The 2,396-nt window shown below is 64.5% G+C and carries 2 protein-coding genes and 1 pseudogene; all 3 read left to right on the top strand.

Translation table 11 applies throughout. The annotated features are described in order from the left end of the window. The coding region (locus tag VGP39_RS06670) for an IS630 family transposase (RefSeq protein WP_327567314.1) at nt 1-803 on the top strand (803 nt) is incomplete at its 5' end. Nucleotides 804-1,021: 218 nt separating this feature from the next. Next, a complete protein-coding gene (locus VGP39_RS06665; protein ID WP_327567313.1) occupies nt 1,022-2,179 on the top strand; it encodes an IS4 family transposase in 1,158 nt (385 codons plus the stop codon). Nucleotides 2,180-2,189: 10 nt separating this feature from the next. Continuing rightward, nucleotides 2,190-2,288 (top strand): annotated as a pseudogene (locus VGP39_RS28240) (transposase); the annotation flags it as partial. Nucleotides 2,289-2,396: the final 108 nt, after the last annotated feature.

Genomic DNA, 2,396 nt, shown 5'->3' with positions numbered 1-2,396 from the left:
ATCAGCAGGTGTTTCGTTGGATCAACGGTCGCGATCCGCGCCAGTATGGCCTGGACTCCGGGCTGTGGACGCGCGCCGTGGTGGCCGACCTGATCGAGCGCAAATTGGGCGTCAGGCTCGGCGTGACGGCGGTCGGGGCTTTGCTCGCCAAGCTGGGGCTGACGCCGCAGAAGCCGCTGCAACGGGCCTATCAGCGCGATCCCGACGCGATCGAGCACTGGCGGCGCGAGCGGTTCCCCGCCATTGCCCGGCAGGCCCGCGCCTCGGGCGGCGAGGTCTGGTTTTGGGATGAGTCCGGGTTTCGCGCCGATACCGTGCACGGCAAGACCTGGGGCGTGAAGGGGCAAACCCCGGTGGTCGAGCGACCCGGCCAGCGCCAATCCATCAGCGCCGCCTCCGCGGTGAATGCCCGTGGCGCATTCTGGTATTGTACCTACCAAGGTGGGCTGAACGCCGAGTTGTTCGTCACCCTGCTGCGGCAGATGATGCGGCGCCGCTCGAAGCCTGTGCATCTGGTCGTCGACGGACTGCCCGCGCACAAGACGGCGCTGGTGAAAGCCTATGTCGCCTCCACCAATGGCATGCTGACGCTGCACTTCCTTCCCGGCTATGCGCCGGAGCTGAACCCCGACGAGCTGGTCTGGAGCCACTTGAAGCGCACCGGCGTTGCCCGAGCGCCGCTGCGCCAGGGCGAGAAGTTGCGGGACAGGATCGAGGCGCAACTCGCCGCACTCAAGCGCATTCCGCGGCTGGTGCGATCATTCTTTCAAGCACCAGATGTCGCCTATGTTACCGACTGCTGAGTAATTCCGGCCGCGGTGACCTGGTCGGCCTTACGCCTCCCCTCATTTCCGCCTGGGCGCGATGCGTAACAAAAGAATCTTGCCGCTGGCGGCTGGTTTAGGAACGGAATCAGGATCAGCGTCATCGGATTCGCATCCTTGCTTTTGTCGCAAACCAGTTGCCTTGAGCTTGCGAACCGCGAATCTCCCCACGTGCAACACGATTCGCGGGGCCACCGATGCAGCCCAACCCGACCCTTGGTTTCAAGGGCGTCCATGCCTTCCTGAGTGGCCTGTTCGACGGCGACCTGCACGCCAAGCGTGTGCTGTCACTGGCTAACGCCAGCCTCGGCGTTATCAGGTCGGGGTCGCTTGCAGTCCATGCCATTGGCCTGGGACTGGCCCAGGCGCGCGGCTTGAAGACGAAACATGCCGTCAAGCAGGTAGACCGGCTGCTGTCCAACGAGGGGATCGATATCGACGCGGCGCGGCGCCACTGGGTGCCGTACGTGGCCGGACCCCGCACCAACATCAACGTCGCGATGGACTGGACCGACTTCGACGCAGATGGACAAGCCACCATCATGCTGTCGCTGCTGACCCGGCATGGCCGCGCCACCCCTCTGTTGTGGCTGACGGTGGACACCGCCACGCTCAAGAACCATCGCAACGAATACGAATATCAGGTGCTGGTCCGCCTCGCCGACGCCCTGCCGAGCGATATCAAGGTGTGCATCGTGGCCGACCGAGGCTTCGGTGACCAGAAGCTCTACCGTGTGCTGAGCGAGCAACTGAAATTCGATTACGTCATCCGCTTCCGCGCAAACATCATCGTCACCGCGCGGGACGGCGAGACGCGCACCGCCGCCGCCTGGGTCGGACCCGGTGGACGCGCCAAGGTGCTGCGCGGCGCCGAGGTGACGGCTGACCGTTATCAGGTCGGCACCGTGCTGTGCGTGCGCGACAAGGACATGAAGCAGGCTTGGTGCCTGGCCACCAGCCGCGCCGAGGCGACCGCCAACGACCTCAAGGGTCTGTACGGCAAACGCTGGGGAATCGAGTGCGGATTCCGCGACACAAAGGATTTGCGCTTTGGCATGGGCATGGCATCGATCCGTGTCAGCACGCCTGCCCGCCGCGATCGTCTGTGGCTGTTGAATGCATTGGCGGTCGCCTTGCTGACATTGCTCGGGGCCGCCGGTGAGGCGCTCGGATATGATCGCCACCTCAAGTCAAACACCACCAAGCGCCGCACCCATTCGCTGTTCCGCCAGGGCACCATGCTCTACGACCTCATGCCGAACATGCCCGAACAGCAACTGGTCCCACTCGTCGAACGCTTCGCCGCGATGCTCGCCGAACAACCGGTCTTCGCCGATACTTTCGGGGCCGTCTGAGAATGAGGGGAGTCTTGAGGGTCTGGGTCCCATCACCGCCACGGCGATAGCCGCGCTCGCGCCGCCGATCGAGACGTTTGCGACCGGGCGTGACTTCGCGGCCTGGCTGACATAACCGAGCGGGTTCGCGCTCTCCATCTGGCCAGATCCTGGCCAGCGTTCTCGGATTGTTGCAAAGCTGCACACCGCGGAAGGAGCGCACGGGACGACCGAGACA

The organism is Bradyrhizobium sp., from assembly GCF_036009065.1.
In the GTDB taxonomy this organism is placed as follows: Bacteria; Pseudomonadota; Alphaproteobacteria; order Rhizobiales; family Xanthobacteraceae; genus Bradyrhizobium.
This window is presented reverse-complemented; position numbering and strand designations above follow the sequence as displayed.